Genomic DNA, 22,064 nt, shown 5'->3' with positions numbered 1-22,064 from the left:
TTAAACCCGAGGGTAATAATTGTAAATTTGCATCATCAAAATTAATGAAATCAAATTTTTTGCAAATGTTAAAAAAAGGATCCAAATTAAATAGTATTTTAACAGGAACTTGTCCTAGATGTCAGAATGAGAGTATGTATTTGGATAAAAATCCATTACATTTTTCCAAAATACTCAAAATGAACGAAAAATGTAGCCATTGTGGCTTGAAATATCAAATTGAACCCTCCTTTTTTTATGGAGCTATGTATGTAAGCTACGGATTGAATGTTGCTCTTGGTGTTGCAGCATTTATAGTGTCATATCTTATTTTTGATTCCAGTATAAAAACTGCTTTTATTGCCATAATTGCATCGAATGTTGTATTATTCCCGCTTGTTTTACGTTGGTCAAGGAATATATACATTAATATGTTTGTGGCTTTTGATAAAAAATATAAAAAATAAGCTAACTCTTTTTAGCAAACCTCTTAATATCAATTGCTTTATCTAATGGTTTTAGGTATTCAATGTTTTCGAATAAAGCTTTGGCCATTGCCGGCCCAAGCATAACGCCTCTTGTTCCCAAACCGTTGAGAATATGTATTGAATTATGATTTGAATGGGTTCCAATTAATGGCCTTCTGTCTTTTACTGTTGGCCGAACTCCAGCAAAATGCTCTATAATTTTAAAATCACAATTAATTATTTCTTTTATTTTTTCAATTAATTCGGCTTTACCTTCTGCGGTTGGTGTATCGGTTTTGTCAGTCCAATTATAGGTTGCGCCTACTTTGTATAAATCATTGCCAAGAGGCAAAATAAAAACACTTGTATTTATTATCACATCTAACTGTAGCTGTGGTGCTTTTATGATAAAAAGTTCTCCTTTTGTTCCATCTAATGGCAAATCTTTAAAATAAGGATTGGAATGCATCCCAAATCCTTCCGCAAAAATAATATGTCTTGCCGGAATATCTTTATATCGAATGCTATCGCTTTCTTCCTGCAAAAGAGAATAATCGAAAAATTCCTCAAGGAATAATTGGTTTTTTATAAGGTATTCTCTGTATTTATTCAGTAATAATGCTGTATCCGCGTAGCCTGTTTGCAAAACTTCTCCGTACCCAAAAGGAGAATCAATTGAGGAATACTTTGTGCCAATTATATTTGTCGACAAAAACGGAGCCAGATTTACTTTATCAGAAGCCGTGAACCAATTATTTTGCTCTTCGATTGAATGAAATTTTCTTAAAATAGGCAATTTAAAATTTACTTTGCATTCAATTTTTTTTTCCAAAATTGAAAAGAAATCATTCATAATCATCAAATGTTCCTTTGCTTGTCCAACTTCACTAAACCGCTTTAAAATTACCGGATTATACAACCCTCCTGCAATTTTAGAAGAATTCTGGGAATTATTGTCTATGACCAAAATAGATTTATTGTTTTGCAAGGCAATTTCAGAAAATGAAATTCCAGCTAATCCTGAGCCTATTATTAAATAATCTATCATTTTTGAGGTGTAAAATTAGAAATACAAAAAACTGCATAATGCTTAAAAACAAAGAACTCTTGCTATTCGCAAGAGTTCTTTATGAAAATTTGAAATGAAATTTAATAATTCCACATATCTTCTTCGAAATCACGAATTTTTTCTTTTACTCGTTCTGATTCTAATAATTGATTTTGAGCATTATCTTTCATATAACTCACAATTGTTCTGTCGCCGTAAACGTTTTCTTCTTGGTAAATCACAGCATTAAAATGTCTCGAATTTAAAATTTGATCAAACGAAACTGGCATTGATGAGTTTTTATCATTAAAAGCTTTAGCTTCGTGCAACACGTCTCTTGAAGATGGGAAAAATACCCAGAACAATTCAATATAATCTTTTTCGTCACTGTTCATAGTATAAACATCCGGAGTTACTGGGCAAATACCAAGTAATCTGTATTTCAATTCACTTTGACGTTTGTCAAAATACCAGTATCCTTTAATTTTATATTGGGTAACATCTTGGGCGGTAAGATCTGATTTTAAAATATACTCAGGAGAAATTGCTTGACCAGCATTGATTTGTTCTCTTCCCTGATCAGTTGTGTCAATACGCGTCAATGAAGCCTGAATGTCTTTGTACGATTTTTTGGTATTGAAATAACTATCTGAATAAACTTCGGTAATTTCTCCGCTTCGAATTGCTTTCGTTAAAACATCGTATAGTGAACGTCTATCAGAACCGATATTTGCAGTATCTACTGGGAAATATAAAGGAAAATTAATTCTTTCGCTTAAATCAATAATTTCCCAAACTGTTTTTCCCATCAAAACATCTCTATCATCAACATAACCATATTCTAATGGCTTGTCATTATCTGAAATGAGTTGCGCAGCAGACTTTAGTCCTATTTCTTCAGGAATTTTTGCGTTGAGCAAATTAGTTTGTGCACTAGAAGCCACACTCCCAAGAATGGAAATAACAACTATTAAAAAATTTCTCGTATTCATCATAATTTCATTCTAAGTTATTGAAGTAGCTTTAAATCAAACTTCCTTATTTATTGTATTTCATAAATTACTGGTGCAGTTCTTGGCAATAAATAACTACCCGCTCCAACTAATTTTGTTTTAATTTCAGAAATGGTAACCTGATCACCTCTTCCTACTTTTGCAAGAACAGCTTTACATTGTGCATTTAATTTATTTCCTGGTACAACCACTGTAGGCAATCCTGAAACTTTAAAATTGAATCCAACAACATCTAAACCAACTTCAAAGTCAAAATCTTGTAATTTTGCACCGATTGTTGAAATTTCTAAACTTGATTTAGGTCCTTTTACAACACCTGGTTCTCCTCTAATTGTTCCTACTGGCGCTGGAATTCCTTTTATTCTAAATGTTTTTCTGTCAGAAACTATCGAATTATCAGGTAGTCTTCCATTAACATTAATCACAACTTCAGTACCACTTCCTGGTCTCATACTAAAAGCTCCCGGAGCTCCAGCTGCTGACAATCCAGGTGCTGTGGCCGTAACTTTATCAGCAGATATTCCTGCAAATGAAATAGTCATAGGGTTAACAACCCCACGATATACTACGTTCATTTTATCGGCAGATATTGTAGCTGATTTTGGTCTTGCAACAACAACATATTTATCATTTATTGGCAAACTAATTACCTTACCATTTTCGTCAAAGTTGAAAGATCCAGTTATAGGATGTTCTCCAATATTACCTGAGCCAAAAGAAAAATTAGCTTGACCGGCTTGAGCAGGTACGCTTGAGCCATTAACAACAACTGATTTCGCAATTAACTTTGGATCAAATTTTCCTAAGATGATTTTTCCTTTAACAGCTTCTCCTTGAAAGAAAACTGATTTCTCAAGAACCACTATCGGCTGGTAAGCTGTAAGTGAAGCTGCTGCAATTAAATCTGATTGAAACATTGATGCCATTACATCACTTTCTGTTGCTTTTACATCGGCTTGCAATTGAGTTAATTTAGTAACCGTTGCAATTAAAGGAAACCCTTTATAGTGATAATCTATCCAAGGTAAAGTTGCACCCGCTTCTTTAGATTTAATTGGAGTGGTCGCAAATCTCTTTTCAATTTTATTAATTTCAACTTCAGGAAGTTTACTGCCAGCAATCTCTTTGATTTGTGCTGGATAATTTTTAATCCTATCTAAAAACTCTTTACCTTCTTTAGATGGTTTTTCGCCTTTAAAGAATAATCTATCTACTAAATCACCTTTATCCATTTGCTCGTACATGAAATTGCCTTGAGCATCTTTTTCGGTTTTTCTGGTAATAATAGTTTTAATACCTTCTAAATAATCACAATATTCTTTTGAGACTTTTCTGATTTTCTCAACTATTATTTTTTTCTCACCATATTGCCCTGGTTGTTCCTGAGCCTTTTGAGATAGTTGACCAAACGAATTTTCATTTCTTTCATCGGTAATTGAATTTGATTCAATAATTTTTGAATTTAAAATTCCAAAAGCTGATAATACTTCTTTGGACATATTTAATGCTAACATCGCGATAAAAACCAGGTACATTAGGTTTATCATCTTCTGTCTAGGGCTTAATTTTCCTCCTGCCATATTTTCTAGTAATTAGTTTTTATTGTTTTACTATAGTTTGAAACTAATTATCCTTTGTTACTCATTGCAGAAAGCATTCCACCATAAACATTGTTCAATGAAGACAAGTTAGAAGTCAAAGACTGCATTTGTTCTTTTAATTTTATATTATTTTCTACTACTTCTTCATTTATTTGAGCATTTCTTGAAGAACTTTGTATTTGTATTTTGTATAAACTGTTTAATGATTCCATTTGGGCTGCAGCCAAAGTTAACTCTTCGCTATATTTTTTTGTAGAAGCTATAGAATCTGCTGTAGGCATAATACTTTTTGCAGCACCTTCAAAGTTTTTGATACTATTTCCTAAACTCATCATTAATTCTCCATCAATCTTAGCATCTTTAAGCATTGCATCCAATTTTTTAGATAACATACCTTCTGCATCTGAAGGAGTCTCTGTTTTAACTGATTTTTTTCGCGCTTCACCGTTAGCAAGTTCAGGATAAACCAAGGTCCAATCCAACTCTTCATCTACTGGTTCAAATGCTGAAAGGGCAAAAATTCCAGCTTCAACAACAAGACCTATAGTAAGCATTAAATTTCCAGTTATGAAACCGAATTCAAGGTGTGTTATTTTGAATAAAGCTCCAATAATTACTACTGCCGCTCCCATTCCGTATGCAAAATTCATCTTTTGTTTACTTATTAATGCCATAATTTTTATCTTTTAAGGTTAATTTAATTGCTAGTTAGGTTAGTTTATTTTTTTTTCTTAATTTTTTCAGTTGATTGAGTTCCCATATAATCTTGAACGGTTCTAAATCCAATGAAGCTTCTTGCAGAATCTGCATATTCATAATCACGAGTACCTACCTGAAGGAAATAAGCAACGTCTTTCCAAGAACCTCCACGAACGACTTTACGTTTGTTTGAAATATCCATATTACTTGGATTCATGGATGAAACATATTCGTATGCATTTGGATCATAAGCTGAGTCAGTCCATTCTGCAACATTTCCTGCCATATTATAAAGATTATAGCCATTTGGCTCATAAGACTTTGCTTCCACAGTATATAAAGCCTGATCCGCAGCATAATCCCCTCTCATAGGTTTGAAATTAGCAAGGAAACAACCTCTGTCATTTTTAGTATAAGGCCCACCCCAAGGATATGTAGCTGATTCAAGACCTCCTCTTGCTGAGTATTCCCATTCTGCTTCTGTAGGTAATCTAAAATTATTTGTCTGATCGTGACCTTTCTTTTTAGATTTTATATATGCATTTTTATTAAGTGTTCTCCATGCACAAAACGCTTTGGCCTGTTGCCAGTTAACACCTACCACTGGATAATCACCATAAGCTTGATGCCAAAAATAATCATTATGCATTGGTTCATTATAGGAATAGGAGAAATCCTTAATCCAAGTTGTGGTGTCAGGATATACTTTTACTTGTTCTGTTCTGATGAAATCTTTTCTCTTTCCAACTTTAGCTTTTGCAGCAGCTTGAATATCCATCCATGAATAACGGAATTTTAGTTTATTGACATCTATTGTTCTCAAACCATTGTAAGATTCTTCTAATGGCAAATACATAGAATCCATAACTTCAGTATAATATTCATCAGGATACAACTTAGTGTCCTTAATAAGTTTTACTTTGTGATTGAGTTTTCTGCCAGCATAAGGATCATCATCTGTACCAATACTATAATAGTTATCGTACATATATTTATCATAGGCAGTCATTTTTTCAGGATCTTGATCATTAAAAGCAAAATCTCCTATACTTCCTGAATTTTTGCCTTTACCTTTTGCTTTTCCGTCACCAGGTTTTATTCCAGATTCGTCAGCAAGAATAGCTAATCGAACTCTCATTGTAGAATCTTTTACCCATTCTACAAATTGACGGTATTCTCTATTGGTTATTTCTGTTTCGTCCATATAGAATGAACGAACTGTAACTGTTTTTGTAGTTGCATCACCAACATTGGCCACATCTTCATCGGGTTTTCCCATAATAAACGAACCTCCTGGAACCAAAGTCATCCCGAAAGGTTTTTCTGGATGCCATTTTGCACCTTTAACACCTACTAACTCTCCTTTGTCGGTTGTTTTACCACATCCAATTAGTAATGTTAAAATTGCAGCAAACGCAATAAACTTCTTCATATTAATTAGGGTTATATATTCATTATTATTAAGTCCGTAAACCTATTTATTATTCTTTAATAAAACAATTATTTAGAGTACTATTTATTCGACACTCCAAAACTAAAATTAAATTCGCTAAGAAAAAAATATTTTATCGATTAAATACCAAAAACATCGATAAAATACTTAATAATGCATAATTAGATAGGTTTTATCTTATAAAAAGTAATTATTCTATTTATACTATTAAACCTTTTAGAACTAATTTATAAGTTGTTTAATGATATATTATACAATATTTTTACGTTGAGCCTTCCACCATCTTTCAGGAATTTCCTGATTGCAAGCCCCTAAATACTCGTCATAAGAGCAAGGTAATAACGTACTTTTCTTTAACTTATTATTGCCTGAAGAAATAAATGGTATTTCTATCCACCACCTATCCGTTTTATTGCTTTTATAGAATATTAGTTCTTCTTCCAAAGGTATGATATATTTTATATAATTTTCTTTACTTCCAAAAGGATATTCATTTGAACGATAATGAACCCCTTCGATAAAGTACCAAATAATTTGAGCAATCAGAACTGATTCCTGTTTCGAATTATTATGATTAAAAATCCCAAAAAGAGAAACTTTATCACTGATTCCGGCATATCTTGACAAGGCACAAATCTCTTTTCCGTTAAAACCATTAGGCATAAAAGAAGTGAAATTTCCTGAATCCGAAGATTTTATCGAAGTCAAGTCAACACTCACAATATCTGCATCTCTAAAAACTGGTTCTGCAAGGGATAAGTTGTTAGAAATATCTCCCAATCGATACCCATCAAAGAATAATTTATCAATCAGATCAATTTCTTCCTGAGAATTATAATAGGTCTGATACCCAATATTACTGAAATTAAACAGATTATTTGGTTCTTCAATAATTATTTTTGTCAAATAAGAAGAAGCTGATACTGCTTCGCTTTCTTTCCCAAAATCAAATTTATTATCAATTGAAACCAGATTTACCATTTGTTCCAGATTGTCATAAGCTCTGTAAAGAGCATAAGTCAAATCTTGTGAACCACCAATAACGATAGGGATAATTTTCTTTTTTATTAAACTAGAAACTGTTTTTCTTAATGCAAAATAAGTATCCTCATTCGAATTTCCAGCAAGAATATCCCCCAAATCAGCAATAGAAGTATTCCAATTTCCAGGAAAAAGCGAATACAATTCTTTTCGAATATGTATCAAATCTACTTCCTGTTCTTGGCTAACATCACCCCGATTCTCCAAAACTCCAATTATCGCGATTTTAATTTTATTCAAATCCGGAAAGTCTTCAGCGGTATGAAACACTACTTTACTTCCCAATTGCTGAGAAGAAAACTCCTTAACAACCTGAAGGATTTCATTATCTAAAGGTTTTAGAAAATCAAATTCCATATCTTACTTCTTTTTTGCAACAGGTTTCTTTGCAGTAGCTTTTTTTGTAGCAGGTTTTTTAGCGGCAGTAGTTTTCTTGGCTGCTGTTTTTTTCGCTGGTGTTTTCTTCGCAATCATTTCTTGAACTTCTTCCAATGTCAATTTTGCGGCATCAATATCTTTGCTTAATTCAATTTTGATTTTTCCTTTAGTGATTACTGATCTTCCCCAACGGGCTTTTTCGACCAAAATCCCTTCTTCCTTCCAATTATGCAAAACTTTATCAATGTTTTTTTGCAATTTATCTTCAATCAATTCTTCGATATCAGATTGAGAAAGATTATCAAAATTATATTTCTTGCTTACATTAATGAAAATTCCATCCCATTTGATAAAAGGTCCAAAACGCCCTGTTCCTTTTTGAACTCCTTCTCCTTTATAAATAGCAATTGGCGCATCAGCTTGTGCTTTATCGTCAATTAATTCTTTTGCTCTTTCTAGGGTTATGTCTAATGGATTTTCTCCTTTTGGCAAGGAAACAAAAGCACTTCCGTAACGCACATACGGACCAAAACGACCATTGCTTACCTCAACTTCTTCACCTTTATATATACCCAAATTTTTTGGCAATAAAAATAAATCCAATACTTCTGCTAAAGTGATGTTTCCAATATTTTGGTCATTCATCAAACTGGCGAATTTTTTATCTTCGTCATCCGCTTCTCCAATTTGTGCCATTGGACCAAATTTTCCCAAACGAACAGAAACTGGCTTTCCAGTTTTAGGATCTGTGCCCAGAATTCTCTCGCCACTTTCTCTATCAGCATTGGCTTCGACATCTTTCACATTTGGGTGAAATTTATCATAGAATTCCTGCATCATTTTTGTCCATTCGATATTTCCTTCGGCAATTTCGTCAAAATCTTGTTCCACTTTGGCAGTAAAATTATAATCCAAAATGTTTTCGAAATTTTTAACCAAGAAATCAGTAACTATTGTTCCAATATCTGTAGGAACTAATTTTCCTTTATCCGAACCGGTATTTTCTTTGAGCAACTTCTCGCCTACTTTTCCTGATTGCAAAGTAAGTTGGGTATAATTACGTTCCTGACCGTCAAGATTACCTTTCTCCACATAATTTCTATTGATAATTGTAGAGATTGTTGGCGCATAAGTCGATGGACGACCAATTCCTAATTCTTCCAACTTTTTCACCAAAGAAGCCTCGGTGTATCTTGCTGCAGGACGAGAATATCTTTCGGTTGCAGTAATATAATTATTTTCTAATTTTTCGTTGACTTTCATTGCAGGAAGCATTCCTTCTTGCTCATCGTCATCATCATCGCTTCCTTCTAAATATACTTTCAAAAACCCTTCAAAAAGCAAAACTTCTCCAGATGCTGTAAAAATTTCACCGTGATTGTTGGCTGTAATTTTAACGTTGGTTCTTTCCAATTCAGCATCACTCATTTGCGAGGCTAATGTTCTTTTCCAAATCAAATCATACAAACGCGCTTGGTCTCTGTCAATTTTTACGGTGTGTCGCGACATATCCGTTGGACGAATTGCCTCGTGAGCTTCTTGTGCTCCTTTGCTTTTATTGACAAAAGTTCTTGGATTAGAGAATTCCTTTCCGTAAGACTTGATGATTTCAGCTTGAGCCGCATCCATCGCCTCTTTCGACAAGTTCACACTGTCCGTTCTCATATAAGTAATGAGTCCGGCTTCGTATAAACGTTGTGCCAATTGCATTGTGATTCCCACAGGTAAATACAATTTTCTAGCAGCTTCTTGTTGCAAAGTCGAAGTTGTAAAAGGTCCGGTTGGTGATTTTTTGGTAGGTTTAGTTTCTAAATCTGAAACTTTATAAGTAGAACCGATATTCTTTTTTAAGAAATCTTCGGCTTCTTTTTTGGTATTAAAATTCTTTGGCAGTTTAGCTTTGAATGATTTCCCAGATTCATTTGTAAATTCTGCTACAACTGAATAAGAAGCTATTGGATTAAAATTCTGGATTTCTCTTTCTCTCTCCACAATCAAACGAACTGAAACTGATTGTACACGTCCAGCAGAAAGTCCGCCTTTAATTTTTCTCCAAAGTACGGGTGATAATTCATAACCAACTAATCTATCTAAAACTCTACGAGCTTGTTGTGCATTAACTAAATTATAATCTATTTCGCGTGGATTTTCTATTGCTTTTAGAATTGCTGTTTTGGTAATTTCGTGAAAAACAATTCGCTTGGTTTTGTTCTTATCTAACTTTAATTCTTCAGATAAATGCCAGGAAATAGCTTCTCCCTCGCGATCCTCATCACTTGCTAACCAAACCATATCAGCATTTTTAGCTAATGTTTTCAATTTGCTTACCAATGCTTTTTTATCGGACGAAACTTCGTATTTTGGTTTGAAACCATTTTCTACATCTACGCCAATTTCTTTAGACGGCAAGTCGGCAATATGACCATAACTTGACTCTACTTGATAATCGCTTCCTAGAAATTTCTCGATTGTTTTTGCCTTTGCTGGTGACTCAACGATAACTAAATTCTTTGCCATTGCTTTGTTTTTCTGCGACAAAAGTAGAAGAATTTTTTAAATATTTAGATTTTGATATAGTTTTTAAAATTATTAAAATTGAAAAGACTCCTTAATTTCGGGTATAATTATGTTTTTTTAGTATCGATTTATTTCACTACGTTTACTTTATGAACCTATTTGGTTCTGAAAAAACTTCTAAATGAAACGATTAGAACAATTAGCAAAACTGCAACAAATCCAAAATTGGGATATAATCATAATTGGTGGTGGCGCTAGTGGATTAGGCACTGCAGTGGATTCGGCAAGCCGTGGATTCAAAACAATCTTGGTTGAAGCGGTAGATTTTGCCAAAGGGACTTCAAGCCGAAGCACAAAATTAGTTCACGGTGGAGTTCGTTATCTGGAACAAGGAAATCTCTCCTTGGTTATTGAAGCATTGAAAGAAAGAGGATTGATAGCTAAAAACGCAAGTCATTTAGTTAAAAACCAATCTTTTGTAATTCCAAATTACAACTGGTGGGGTGGCTATTTTTACACTTTCGGACTTACTCTTTATGATTTATTGGCTGGACGTTTAAGTTTAGGAAAATCCAAATTCCTTTCGAAGAAAAAAACCATAGAATTACTTCCCACGATTGAACAAAAAGGTTTGCGAAATGGCGTTATTTACCACGACGGACAATTTGACGATTCTCGTTTGGCGATTAACTTGGCGCAAACAGCAATTGAAAATGGCGCTTGTGTTTTGAATTATACCAAAGTAATTCATCTTCTAAAAGACAAAAACCATCAAGTCATTGGTGTCATTGTAGAAGATCAGGAAACGGGCGAGAAACACGAAATAAAAGGAACGGCAATAATAAATGCTACTGGGGTTTTTACCAATTCGATTATGAAGATGAATGACAAAGTATATAAAAAATATATTGTGCCGAGTCAGGGAATTCATTTGGTTTTTGATAAAGCTTTTCTACCAAGTACTAATGCTTTGATGATTCCAAAAACCAGTGATGGCAGAGTCCTTTTTGCTGTTCCTTGGCACAACAAAATTGTTGTTGGCACGACTGATACTTTAATAAAAAGCCATAGTTTAGAACCAATAGCATTGGAAAAAGAAATAGAATTTGTACTAGAAACAGCCCAAAGATTCCTGTCAAAAAAACCAACAAGAGCTGATGTTTTATCTGTTTTTGCAGGATTAAGACCTTTAGCAGCGCCAGAAGAAAAAGGACAAAGCACCAAAGAAGTTTCCAGAAGCCATAAAATAATTGTTTCCGAAACCGGATTGATTTCTATAACAGGCGGGAAATGGACAACCTATCGAAAAATTGCCGAAGACATTATGGACAAAGCAATTAGCGTGCATAATCTACCAAAGTCAGATTGCAAAACAGAGCATATTTCTATTCACGGCAATCAAAAAACCACTACATTAGATCGTGAAAATCACCTTTATATTTACGGAACTGATATTCCTGAAATCTTGCAATTACAGGAAAAGGAACCCAAATTAAAAGAAAAATTACATCCCAATTACGACTATAGAATGGCCGAAGTGGCTTGGGCAATTCGCAATGAAATGGCTAGAACCATTGAAGACGTTTTGGCAAGACGCGTTCGATTGCTATTTCTGGATGCTCGTGCAGCCATTGATTCGTGCGAAAAAGTGGCAGATTTAATAGCCAAAGAATTGGGTTACGACGACACCTGGAAACAAAATCAAATCATATCTTTTAAAACACTAGCTAATGGATTTTTATTGAAGGAATTCCGAATATAATGAAAAAAGTCATCCACGAATTTCACGAATAAGCACGAATTTTTATACTATACAACTATGATTTTAAACTGAATTTGTGAAAATTTGTGAAATTCGTGGCTAAAAACCTTTTAGTCCACTTAGTGGACAGCATGTAATATAAAAAACCATAAACTAATGGAAAATAAATTAATCCTAGCCCTTGACCAAGGCACGACTTCTTCCAGAGCAATTCTGTTTACTCACGACGGAGAAATCGTAAATGTATCCCAAAAACCCTTTGAACAAATATTTCCCAAACCAGGTTGGGTTGAACACGATGCTGATGAAATATGGTCTTCGCAGATTAGTGTTGTAGCTGAAGTCATTGCAAAAACAAGAACTTCATTTAAGAAAATTGCAGCTATTGGAATTACGAATCAACGCGAAACTACCATTGTTTGGGACAAAGAAACTGGCGAACCTATTTATAACGCCATCGTTTGGCAAGATCGTAGAACATCGAAATACTGTGATGTATTGAAGGCGCAAGGTCATATTGATATGATTAAGCAAAAAACAGGTTTAGTTTTAGACGCCTACTTTTCGGCTACAAAATTAAAATGGATTTTGGACAACATAAAAGGCGCTCGTGAAAAAGCCGAACAAGGAAAACTATGTTTTGGAACCGTCGACACTTGGCTCATCTGGAAATTAACGAGCGGGAAATCATTTATGACTGATGTTTCGAATGCCAGCCGGACAATGTTACTAAACATTCATACCTTAGAATGGGACGAAGAATTATTAGAATTATTTACTATTCCAAAAGCAATGCTACCTGAAGTGAAACAAAGTAGCGAAATTTACGGAGAAACTTCCCCTACGCTGTTCACGACACAAATTCCAATTGCCGGAGTTGCCGGAGATCAGCAAGCAGCACTTTTTGGACAATTATGCACCGAACCCGGAATGGTAAAAAACACCTACGGAACAGGATGCTTTATGTTGATGAACACTGGCGAAAAACCAGTTTATTCCAAAAATAATTTATTAACAACCGTGGCTTGGAAAATTAATGGCATAACAACCTACGCATTGGAAGGAAGCGTATTTGTTGGAGGTGCGGCGGTTCAATGGTTGCGTGACGGAGCAAAAATGATAGATTCTGCCGAAGAAATTGAAACTTTAGCGGCAAGCGTTCCTGACAATGGAGGCGTTTATTTTGTCCCTGCATTAACTGGTTTGGGAGCGCCTTATTGGGATCAATATGCGAGAGGAGCAATTTTCGGAATCACGAGAGGAACTACAAACGCCCATATTGCACGAGCTACTTTAGAAGGGATTGCTTACCAAGTTTATGATTTGGTCAAAGCTATGGAAGCGGATGCAGGAACAAAAGGAAAGGAACTTCGTGTTGATGGTGGGGCTGTTGCCAATAATTTATTGATGCAATTTCAAGCTGATATTTTTGGATTTAATGTTATTAGACCAAAAACTCTCGAAACAACGGCTTTGGGCGCTGCTTATTTAGCCGGATTAGCTGTTGGTTATTGGGAAAGCGTTGACGATTTGCAAGAACAATGGTCTATCGACAAAATATTTTCACCAGAAATGCCCAAAGAAGCTGTAGATAAATTAATTCGAAACTGGGAAAGAGCCATAGGAAGAACAAAAAATTGGATTGATTAAACCAAAAAATAATTCAAAATTCAAAAAATATGACTCCATTTATAGCAGAAATTATTGGTACAATGCTTCTTATTTTATTAGGTAACGGAGTAGTTGCAAACGTGGTTTTATCGGGAACAAAAGGAAACAATTCAGGTTGGATTGTTATTACAGCCGGTTGGGCATTTGGCGTATTTGTTGGCGTCACGGTTGCTGGGCCAATAAGCGGCGCACACTTGAATCCCGCTGTCACAATTGCTTTGGCGATAGCAGAAAAATTTGCTTGGAACCAAGTTGGAATTTATATTCTTGCTCAATTAATTGGTGCAATGCTTGGTGCATTCTTGGTTTGGTTGTTTCACAAAGACCATTTTGCCATTACCGAAGATGAAGGTGGAAAACTCGCTTGTTTTTGTACTGGCCCAGCCATTAGAAACACTTTCTCTAACTTGACTAGTGAAATCATTGGAACATTTGTTTTGATTTTTGTGATATTTTATATCGCTGGTCCTGAACTTACTTTAAGTATTGATTCAACGGCAAAAATTGGTCTTGGCACCATTGGAGCCTTGCCAGTGGCGATTTTGGTTTGGGCTCTTGGATTGTCTTTGGGCGGAACAACGGGTTACGCTATTAATCCTGCCAGAGATTTAGGACCACGAATTATGCACGCTATTTTGCCTGTAAAAGGAAGCAGCGATTGGAGTTATGCTTGGATTCCTATTGTTGGGCCAATTATTGGAGCGGCTTTGGCGGCTGGTTTGTATTTGGTTTTGCAGTAAAAAAAAGTTAAATGCTAGACTTCAAAACATCTGTACTTCTAAAATTGCTTTCATCAATATTCTTTTTGTTGTCTGGAATTATTTCTTTAACCCAAAGACTTTTTATTAGCAATCATTTCATCCAAAGTTTTACCGCAATACTTTTGCAAAATAACATATCCAATAAAACAACATTATACCTCCATTGAAAAAGTCATCCTAATAACTCCTAATTGACACAACACATATTCTCAAATATATAATAGCCGTTATTCATTAAGTTGTTTGTCTAAATCGCTTGTAAAACTACCATTTAACAATCTACCATCTTGTAAATATGTAAAATATTCGCTGTAATAGTTTGGACTTAAAAAATTGAAAAGATATTTTTGTTTTATACCTTGTTCTTCAAGTTGTTTGTTTAATTCTTCAAAATGTTCTATAGCATATTTGTTTTTTTGCTTATTTTCTTCGCTATCGTCGTTATCTGATTTTATTTCAACAACTGAAATATATTCAATATCATCTTTTTTGATTAAAATAAAAAAGTCGGGATTAAAAAAATGACTATTAGTATGTGAACCTTTTGTAAGTGAGTATTCTATTGAGTAAAAACTTTGATTTTTTGATTTCATCCAACTTGTTAATTTACTTGCGTTTTCTTTTTTTACTAATTCTGCAACAAATTTTCTTTCGGGTGTTCTTGATGTGAAAACCAAATCTATTGGGGTTTTAAAAAGAAAACTAATTATGCTATCTGGTGTTGCATATTTTGGCAAAGTGTCATCTTGAATTACTTCTTCTAATGCTACGAGAGTATCACTAATAACGATTTCATTAGCGTAATCATTTGAATAAAATATTGAATACTCGTTTTTTAAGCCTAAAACTGATATACTTTCGTGTTCTCTGTTTTGAGTTTTAATTTGTGTTAAATCATTTGGCTTTCTTACCAATTGTATGCTTTTAGGTTTTTTTCGTAATAGTGTGTTATATGCTGAATAAACAGCATCACGATTTCGTTTTCCTATATAATCTCCTTCAATTCCTGCTTTTAACATTGAATTTTTTAATACTTTTTCAATTATAGAATCATCGGGCAAATTTTCTGTTGTAAATTCTTTTTCGTCAATTTTCAGAGTAATCCTTTCTAATTTTCTTGTTTTAAATTTTTCAACAATATCTATAACAATATCTTTGACTAAAAATTTTTCTTTCTCGATGTTGTATTGTATAGGATATTCTTTACCTCCAATTTGCACCAATTTTGTTTCTGTTTTTTGCTCGAATATTTCTGACACAAAATTGATGTAATCATTATAGTTGTAAACTTTTGTGTCTTTTTCTATTTCTTTTTCTATGGTTTGTTTTTCGTAGTCGATGTTATGCAATGTAAAATGATATTGTGCTCTATTTCCTTCTAAAATTGCACTATTTTTGATTTTGGCTTCCATCTCTAAAATTTCTTCAACCAAATCTTTTATATTTTTGCTCCACTTATCGTGGTTAAAAATGGTTACCTCTGCAAATGGATATCCATTTGGAATACGCAACCCACGACCTAATACTTGTGCTATAAGTAATTTTGAATTAAATGCTTTTTCTTCCATTGGAACGATTTGAAAAACATTTTTTACATCCCAACCCTCTGTAAGCATTGCAACAGAAATTATCCATTCTACGGGTTCGTCTATATTATCTACTAATGGTAACTTTAAAATATTGGCTTTATGGTCTTTGTCGGAAGTTACAATTAAAACTTTGTCGTTACTAATATAACTTTCTGAACCTTCTCCTTTTTCCACTAAAAACTCTACTAATCTAGTTTTTAACATTTTTGCTACTTTAATATCTTTTGTAATAAGTATTGTAAGCGGTTTTAGATTTGAGTAATCCTGTTTATTTCGTTTATGGTTCTGTAATATTTTTTGGAACTTCTCGTTTTCATTGGCATCTACATTTTCGACAACATAATTTACGCTTTTTACGAATTTGTTTTCAATTGCTGTTCTTAATGAAAAACGATAAATAACATCGTTGAAATAATCATTCTCTATATAAGAAGTACCTGTAAAACCTAATATATATTTAAAATTAAATGTTTGGTCTAACAAAAACTCTTTCCATTTTTTCACACTTTTACTTTCACTTGTGTTCCCCTCAACTTTATTATAAGCGTGGTGTACTTCGTCATTCAAAACTAAACATCTTTCGCCTTTACCAAAGGCTAAACTATCAAAAATTGACGAACCTGTTTTTGTATAAACGGCATTAATATTTTCTATTGCGATACAACCATCTTTTATTGTTTGGTCTGCATTTATTATAGTTGGGTTACTAATTTTGGCAGATTGTGGTATGGCATTTTTCAAAGTTGCATCTGTTGAAAGAGCGTTAAATTTTTTTGTTAGTTCTCTTTCTATTGTTAAACTTGGCGGACCTAACACTAAAACCTTATCGACAATTCCTAAACCTAACGCAATTTGTGCAATGCCATACATTACATAACTTTTTCCTGTTCCTGTTGCTAGGTCAATACAAGCTGAAAGTTTGTGAGGAATTTGAATTTTTGATAAATATTCTTTTTCGCTTTTATAACGTAATTGCAGTTGTTCATTAGCATTGTAGTTTTCTTTTACCATATCTTCGATAGTATTGTACTTTGAAGATATTAGATAATGAATTGCTGTTTTTATAGCTGTTTTTTGGTATTCTCTATTTGTGCAAAGTATATCTAAAAATCTATCCCAATCAACTAATGGGTATTTAATTGGGTCGTAACTTTTTGAATCGACTTTTAAAACTAAATCTTGTGTGTTGAATATTTTTTTACCTACCATTTAGTTTGTTTTTAATACTTGTTTGAACTCGTTACCATAAATATCAATAAAAATAACGCATATTTTTTCTCCGAATTTTTCTAATGGAATTTGCAAATTGTTTTCTTTTTCCCCAATGTCATCTTTGAATATACAATGACTCATCATAAAATCATCGCCGTTAAAATTGTCGTCAATAACGACCATACTTAAACTTTCAAAATTTTGGAGTGTTTTGTTTGTGTCTTCTTCTCTAAAATTTGAACTGAATTTCGTTATAATAATATTTTCGTTTTCAAAATTTGATTCAACATCAGGTTGTAAACTAAAATGAAAACCGATAGCGTTTTCTAAATCATTTACTTTTGTTTTGTTTTGAGGTTGACGAATTTTAGCAAAATTTTTAGGATGTAATTCTTTGATTATTTGGTATGGAATTTTTAGAAAATAATAGCGTACATCGTCTATTTCGTAAAAATCACTAATAAAATCGACTGCGTTTGCTGGTGCAATGATGTAAACCCTTTTAGAAACACTTTTGCCTAAAGTTTGGTGTAAGTTTTCTAAAAAGAAAATATCTAAATTACTGTTTAAACTGTTTAGGTAATCCCAAACAATAACTGGGTAGCCGTCTTTTCGTTCTCCGTGAAAAGTAAATCCTTTTTTGGTTGATTTTTTTGGGGCTACTTCAAAAAGTTGTAAAACAAATTCAATATATTTATCTTGATTGAGTTCTTGCATTTTTGCAAGGTCATAAATACCTGTGTTTACTGTAACAAATGTTTTTGCTTGTTTGTTATATGCTTTCTTTTTAGCATCAAAATTTTTAGAGTTTTGAATATTCAACAATCTTTTTTGTATTGTATAAAAACTAAATTTTCCAATATCACAAGTTATCCATTTTCTGTTTAATTTTTCGGCAACTGCACAAGTAGTTCCGCTACCTCCAAAAAAATCTAAAACTATATCATTTTCGTTGGTAGATGCCTTTATTATTCTTTCCAATAGAATTTCAGGCTTTTGTGTAGGGTAGCCTAAAATTTCTGTTCTTATTCTTGAAACTATTGGTAAATACCACCAATCTTCTGGTATTTTTCCTAATGATAAATCCGCAATAGTACCTCCAAAACCTGTGCTTTCACTTTCAAATTTTCCTGCTGTTGTATCGTGGTATGGCATTCTAATATCATCTTTATTAAAAATCCATTTTGTTGTTGATTTTGTATACCAAAAAATAACATCGTGTTTTCTTGAGAATTGTTTTTGACCTGGTGCAGATGGCCCTGTATAAGTCCAAATTATTTCATTTCTAAAATTATTCTCCCCAAAGATTTCATCTAAAATCGTTTTAATATAATGTGCTTTTTTCCAATCTAAATGAACATAAATTGAACCGTCGTCTGAAAGTATTTCTTTCGCAAAAATTAATCTTCTTCTTATAAATTCAATAAAATCAGAATCTTTTGACTTATCGCTATATGCTTTTTGCCCACTATCTCCTTCAAAATCTGATGAAGTGCCAAAAGGCGGGTCAATGTAAATAAGTTTTACCTTTCCTTTTACTTTGTCCTTAATTAGAGGGTCTTCGTTTTTATATATGGTTTTAAGGAATTGCAAATTATCACCAAAAACTAACATATTTCTCCAACCATCAGCAAAAACTTCTCTTTTTCCGTTGTAGATTTTTTCAACTTGCAAAGGCACTGCAAAAGTGCCGTCTTGGTCAGCCAATAGATCTTCTTTACGCATTTTACCTGCATAACGAAGTTCGTATTCTTTTTGTGTAGTTGGAAATAATTTTTCTTTAAAATCGTCTGGAATGTTTGAACCTTTTGCAAGTTGCTCAATTAAAAATTCTCTTTCTTGTAATGTTAGGTTTTTCATCTTTGTATAATTGTTTTCAAAAATATAAAAAACATTTATTTAAAGGGGTATTAATTAAAGGTTATTTAATTAAAGGCTATATTCTAATATTGAGTCATATATTTTTAATATGGTCAAAGAGAAAAAAGAGAAATCTAAAGAAGTTTTAATTCTAGCTGAACGAATTAAAAGTTTAAGAAAAAAAGCTGGATACACCAGTTATGAGATTTTTGCTTATGACAATAACATAACTAGAAGTCAATGGGGCAGATATGAAAAAGGCGAAGATATTAGATTTACAAGCCTTGTTAGAATATGTAAAATATTTAAAATTTCACTTGAGGATTTTTTCTCAGAAGGATTTAATAGTAAATGATTTCTAATGTGTTTTTGAAAATAGTTTAAGTACATTACTTCGACAACTATCAAAAAATTGTCAAAACTATAAAACTTAAAAACCCCACCATCGGAAGCTCTTTTATAATGCGAATATTGCTCACATTCAAGAGAGCAACAAATTCATAATCGCATACAACGGAACTATTTTTACTTTCTCCATTTCAGAAAAATTTTCTAATGACTGCCGTATTCCAATAGTCTAGTTTTTTCTAAACACATTCTTTTCGATAAAAAACAAGGCAATACTATTGATGAAATGATGAAAATCCAAACCAATATGAGTGTTGTTTTGATAAAAATACAAATCAATACCCTCTCATCGAATCAATTTCAAAACACTACAATGTGAACAAACCCTGCTAAATGCAGCATTCTTTTATTCTAAAAAACATACTAATCGGGGTTGATTTCATAAGAAATTAATCCTTTTTTTAATCAAACACCCTAGCCCCGATTGAAGTGAAAAGCCCAGAGCAAAAAAAGTAAAAGTTTCCTGTTCTAAAAAAGCGACCAACGGAAGCTCTTTTTAGGACTTTGGAAACTTTACTTTTTTGCGAGGACTTGTAACAGAAAGCGGGAGAATGCTTCTTATAATAAAACGCCTTAAAATACTGTTAATTCTTCGGCTGACATCTTGTCAGATTGATTCAAATAATTGTAACTTTGCATTCTTATTAAAACACACTTTTGAAAGTGACTATGGAAAAGATTATTGAAGAAAGCAAGCAAGGCGAAAGCCTCGTTTTAGATTATAAACCGGAGAATACCAAGAAACTCTTTATAGAAAGTTACGGCTGTGCGATGAATTTTTCGGATAGCGAAATCGTAGCTTCCATCCTATCGTCTAACGGATATAATACCACGCAAATCCTTGAAGAAGCTGATTTGGTTTTGGTAAATACCTGTTCGATTCGGGACAAAGCGGAACAAACAATCCGTAAACGTTTAGAGAAATACAACGCCGTGAAACGCACCAATCCGAAGATGAAAGTTGGGGTTTTGGGTTGCATGGCAGAACGTTTGAAAAGTCAGTTTCTGGAAGAAGAAAAAATTGTTGACCTTGTTGTAGGTCCTGATGCGTATAAAGATTTGCCCAATTTATTGGCAGAAGTCGAAGAAGGTCGCGATGCGATTAACGTGATTTTGTCGAAAGATGAAACCTATGGCGATATTTCACCCGTTCGATTGAATTCGAATGGCGTTTCAGCTTTTGTTTCCATCACACGTGGTTGCGATAATATGTGTACGTTTTGCGTGGTGCCTTTTACCCGAGGTCGCGAACGCAGCCGTGAACCGCAAAGCATTATAGCAGAAATTCAGGATTTGTGGGACAAAGGTTTTAAGGAAATTACGCTTTTGGGTCAGAATGTGGATAGTTATCTTTGGTATGGCGGCGGACTGAAAAAAGATTTTATCAATTCTTCCGAAATGCAAAAAGCAACTGCGGTTGATTTTGATCAATTACTTGAAATGGCGGCTGTTGGTTTTCCAAAAATGCGCATTCGGTTTTCGACTTCAAATCCTCAAGATATGCACGAAAGTGTGTTGCACGTGATTGCGAAACATTCGAATATTTGCAACCATATTCACTTGCCGGTTCAATCGGGAAGCAACAGAATCCTTAAGGAAATGAACCGTTTGCACACTCGGGAACAGTATATGACTTTGATTGATAAAATCAGGACGATCATTCCGGATTGTTCCATTACCCAAGACCTGATTTCAGGTTTTCCAACTGAAACTGAAGAAGATCACCAAGATACTTTGAGTTTGATGGAATACGTGAAATACAGTTTTGGTTATATGTACGCTTACTCTGAACGTCCGGGAACACTTGCCGAACGCAAAATGGAAGATGACGTTCCGGAAACTACAAAATTGCGAAGATTACAAGAAATTGTGGATGCACAAAGAAAACACAGTGCAATAAGAACTCAGGAATTCGTGGATCAAACTGTGGAAGTTTTGGTGGAAAAAGTTTCAAAAAAATCAGAAAACGATTGGTCTGGAAGAAACTCACAAAGTATTGTGGTGGTTTTCCCGAAAGAGAATTATAAAATTGGTGATTTTGTAAATGTGAAAATTACGAGTTGCACCAGTGGAACTTTGATTGGTGAAGCAGTTGGATTGAGTGAGACGAATTAAAAAAAGTTCGCCACGAATTTCACGAATTAGCACGAATTTCTTTTTTTAATTTTAAAAAAATTTATAAACTATTGAATTATTGAAATCAGTAGCAAAAAACAATAAATATGGAGTTATATAAAAAAGAAGAGTATTACAAAATCATAGGCTTATGTATGGAAGTTCATAGAGTTTTAGGTGGCGGATTATCTGAAATTATATATAAAGATGCTTTGGAAATCGAATTCAAGATTAACAATATTCCCTATGAAAGAGAAAAACCATTTTCTATAATATATAAAGGACATCCAATTTCACATAAATATTATGCAGATTTTGTAGTTTATGATGAAATTATTTTTGAGGTAAAAGCGCTAAAAGAAATTATAAATGAACATCTAACTCAAACATTGAATTATATGGTTTTAGCTGAAAGTCAAATTGGAATAATCGCAAATTTTAATATTAAAACGCTTCAACACAAAAGAGTTGTTGTTTAAATTTCAAAAAT

Annotated in this window: 16 protein-coding genes; 7 read left to right on the top strand and 9 right to left on the bottom strand. The window is 33.3% G+C overall.

Translation table 11 applies throughout. The features are described 5' to 3' along the window. The first annotated feature begins 65 nt into the window (after positions 1–65). Positions 66–446 carry a DUF983 domain-containing protein gene (locus tag ACH2BV_RS06940; RefSeq protein ID WP_395049995.1) on the top strand — a complete coding sequence of 127 codons (381 nt, stop codon included), beginning with the start codon at positions 66–68 and terminating at the stop codon, positions 444–446. Between the two features lies 1 nt (position 447). On the opposite strand, the gene ACH2BV_RS06935 is transcribed toward ACH2BV_RS06940, so the two are convergent. The 7 genes from ACH2BV_RS06935 to topA form a co-directional block, all read right to left on the bottom strand. Beyond that, complete coding sequence (locus ACH2BV_RS06935) at positions 448–1,494, bottom strand: NAD(P)/FAD-dependent oxidoreductase (protein ID WP_395049994.1); 1,047 nt, start codon at positions 1,492–1,494, stop codon at positions 448–450. A gap of 101 nt (positions 1,495–1,595) precedes the next feature. After that, positions 1,596–2,486 carry a gliding motility protein GldN gene (gene gldN, locus ACH2BV_RS06930; protein ID WP_395049993.1) on the bottom strand — a complete coding sequence of 297 codons (891 nt, stop codon included), beginning with the start codon at positions 2,484–2,486 and terminating at the stop codon, positions 1,596–1,598. 50 nt (positions 2,487–2,536) lie between these two features. After that, entirely contained in the window at positions 2,537–4,087 is a 1,551-nt protein-coding gene (gene gldM / locus ACH2BV_RS06925) for a gliding motility protein GldM (RefSeq protein ID WP_395049992.1), read from the bottom strand. Positions 4,088–4,134: 47 nt separating this feature from the next. After that, entirely contained in the window at positions 4,135–4,782 is a 648-nt protein-coding gene (gene gldL / locus ACH2BV_RS06920; protein WP_395049991.1) for a gliding motility protein GldL, read from the bottom strand. A 44-nt stretch (positions 4,783–4,826) separates the two neighbouring features. Next, entirely contained in the window at positions 4,827–6,239 is a 1,413-nt protein-coding gene (gldK, locus tag ACH2BV_RS06915) for a gliding motility lipoprotein GldK (RefSeq protein ID WP_395049990.1), read from the bottom strand. Between the two features lie 270 nt (positions 6,240–6,509). Continuing rightward, a complete protein-coding gene (locus ACH2BV_RS06910) occupies positions 6,510–7,658 on the bottom strand; it encodes a formimidoylglutamase (RefSeq protein ID WP_395049989.1) in 1,149 nt (382 codons plus the stop codon). A 3-nt stretch (positions 7,659–7,661) separates the two neighbouring features. Continuing rightward, a complete protein-coding gene (gene topA / locus ACH2BV_RS06905) occupies positions 7,662–10,196 on the bottom strand; it encodes a type I DNA topoisomerase (protein WP_395049988.1) in 2,535 nt (844 codons plus the stop codon). 181 nt (positions 10,197–10,377) lie between these two features. On the opposite strand from topA, the gene ACH2BV_RS06900 reads away from it, so the two are divergent. The 3 genes from ACH2BV_RS06900 (at position 10,378) to ACH2BV_RS06890 (ending at position 14,369) form a co-directional block, all read left to right on the top strand. Further along, on the top strand, positions 10,378–11,958 hold the full coding sequence (locus tag ACH2BV_RS06900) for a glycerol-3-phosphate dehydrogenase/oxidase (protein WP_395049987.1): 1,581 nt from the start codon (positions 10,378–10,380) through the stop codon (positions 11,956–11,958). 156 nt (positions 11,959–12,114) lie between these two features. Beyond that, positions 12,115–13,608: a glycerol kinase GlpK gene (gene glpK, locus ACH2BV_RS06895; protein ID WP_395049986.1), complete on the top strand. Its 1,494-nt coding sequence runs from the start codon at positions 12,115–12,117 to the stop codon at positions 13,606–13,608. Positions 13,609–13,619: 11 nt separating this feature from the next. After that, complete coding sequence (locus tag ACH2BV_RS06890) at positions 13,620–14,369, top strand: MIP/aquaporin family protein (RefSeq protein WP_395050004.1); 750 nt, start codon at positions 13,620–13,622, stop codon at positions 14,367–14,369. Between the two features lie 248 nt (positions 14,370–14,617). On the opposite strand, the gene ACH2BV_RS06885 is transcribed toward ACH2BV_RS06890, so the two are convergent. After that, on the bottom strand, positions 14,618–17,188 hold the full coding sequence (locus ACH2BV_RS06885) for a DEAD/DEAH box helicase (protein ID WP_395049985.1): 2,571 nt from the start codon (positions 17,186–17,188) through the stop codon (positions 14,618–14,620). Continuing rightward, entirely contained in the window at positions 17,189–19,051 is a 1,863-nt protein-coding gene (locus ACH2BV_RS06880; RefSeq protein WP_395049984.1) for a site-specific DNA-methyltransferase, read from the bottom strand. It lies immediately after the preceding gene. A 109-nt stretch (positions 19,052–19,160) separates the two neighbouring features. Between ACH2BV_RS06880 and ACH2BV_RS06875 the strand changes: the two genes are divergently transcribed. The 3 genes from ACH2BV_RS06875 (at position 19,161) to ACH2BV_RS06865 (ending at position 22,053) form a co-directional block, all read left to right on the top strand. Beyond that, complete coding sequence (locus ACH2BV_RS06875; RefSeq protein ID WP_395049983.1) at positions 19,161–19,406, top strand: helix-turn-helix domain-containing protein; 246 nt, start codon at positions 19,161–19,163, stop codon at positions 19,404–19,406. 722 nt (positions 19,407–20,128) lie between these two features. After that, positions 20,129–21,574 carry a tRNA (N6-isopentenyl adenosine(37)-C2)-methylthiotransferase MiaB gene (miaB, locus tag ACH2BV_RS06870; protein WP_395049982.1) on the top strand — a complete coding sequence of 482 codons (1,446 nt, stop codon included), beginning with the start codon at positions 20,129–20,131 and terminating at the stop codon, positions 21,572–21,574. 107 nt (positions 21,575–21,681) lie between these two features. Beyond that, entirely contained in the window at positions 21,682–22,053 is a 372-nt protein-coding gene (locus tag ACH2BV_RS06865) for a GxxExxY protein (RefSeq protein WP_395049981.1), read from the top strand. Positions 22,054–22,064: the final 11 nt, after the last annotated feature.

Source organism: Flavobacterium sp. (genome assembly GCF_043780635.1).
Taxonomy (GTDB): domain Bacteria; phylum Bacteroidota; class Bacteroidia; order Flavobacteriales; family Flavobacteriaceae; genus Flavobacterium.
This window is presented reverse-complemented; position numbering and strand designations above follow the sequence as displayed.